The 593-nt window shown below is 67.3% G+C and carries 1 protein-coding gene and 1 pseudogene; one reads left to right on the forward strand and one right to left on the reverse strand.

Annotation, left to right across the window (positions count from 1 at the left end):
- Nucleotides 1-34 precede the first annotated feature (34 nt).
- Nucleotides 35-166, forward strand: a pseudogene (locus HMPREF3086_RS19910) (ATP-binding protein); the annotation flags it as partial.
- Nucleotides 167-203: 37 nt separating this feature from the next.
- Here the strand turns inward: HMPREF3086_RS19910 and HMPREF3086_RS18940 are convergent.
- Nucleotides 204-362 (reverse strand): hypothetical protein, encoded by a 159-nt coding sequence (locus HMPREF3086_RS18940; RefSeq protein WP_156482658.1) that lies wholly within the window; start codon nucleotides 360-362, stop codon nucleotides 204-206.
- Nucleotides 363-593: the final 231 nt, after the last annotated feature.

Raw genomic sequence — 593 nt, forward strand, 5'->3', positions numbered from 1 at the left:
CTGTTGGGACAACGCATTAAAAACCTAAAGTTTCACCCGGGGCAACTTCCGCCTCCTCGAACGCCTCTTCCCTCAGATCGCACGAGTGCTCAAGATCAACCAACTCGAGACCATCACCGACGACGTCATCGAATCCGCCGCCAGCATCCTCGTGATCGGAAACTAACGCCTCCGAGCGATCACAGAAGACCGCCGCAAAGCGCTCAAACCCACAGGCCGCCCTCGAGCGAACCCGATTCCTGGGCGATGTAGTGCACGCTGGCCGACGAAGCTTCGGTCGGCGCCGCGTGGGCGGGTGCCGCGGCGACGGAGACCGCCGTGGTCAGGGCGAGGGTGGCTGCGAAAGCTCTGGTCGTTCTCATGTCCCGACTATCGCACCCGCCCCTACCTCGAGTGCATCGACGGGTTCACCCGCAGGCGGTGACGGTGCGCTGTGCCATCCCGCCGGTGGCCTGACATCGACATTCGGGGCGTAGGGCGCGAGAACCGGCGGCGCGCCCGTTCGGGAGCGAACCGGCGGGGTCACGCGCGGTGGGCGAAGGCGGTGCGGACGGCGTCCACGGCGTCCTCGACCCCGGCACCGGCGGCCGCGG

Origin of the sequence: Dietzia sp. HMSC21D01, assembly GCF_001815995.1 — a bacterium.
Taxonomy (GTDB): Bacteria; Actinomycetota; Actinomycetes; order Mycobacteriales; family Mycobacteriaceae; genus Dietzia; species Dietzia cinnamea.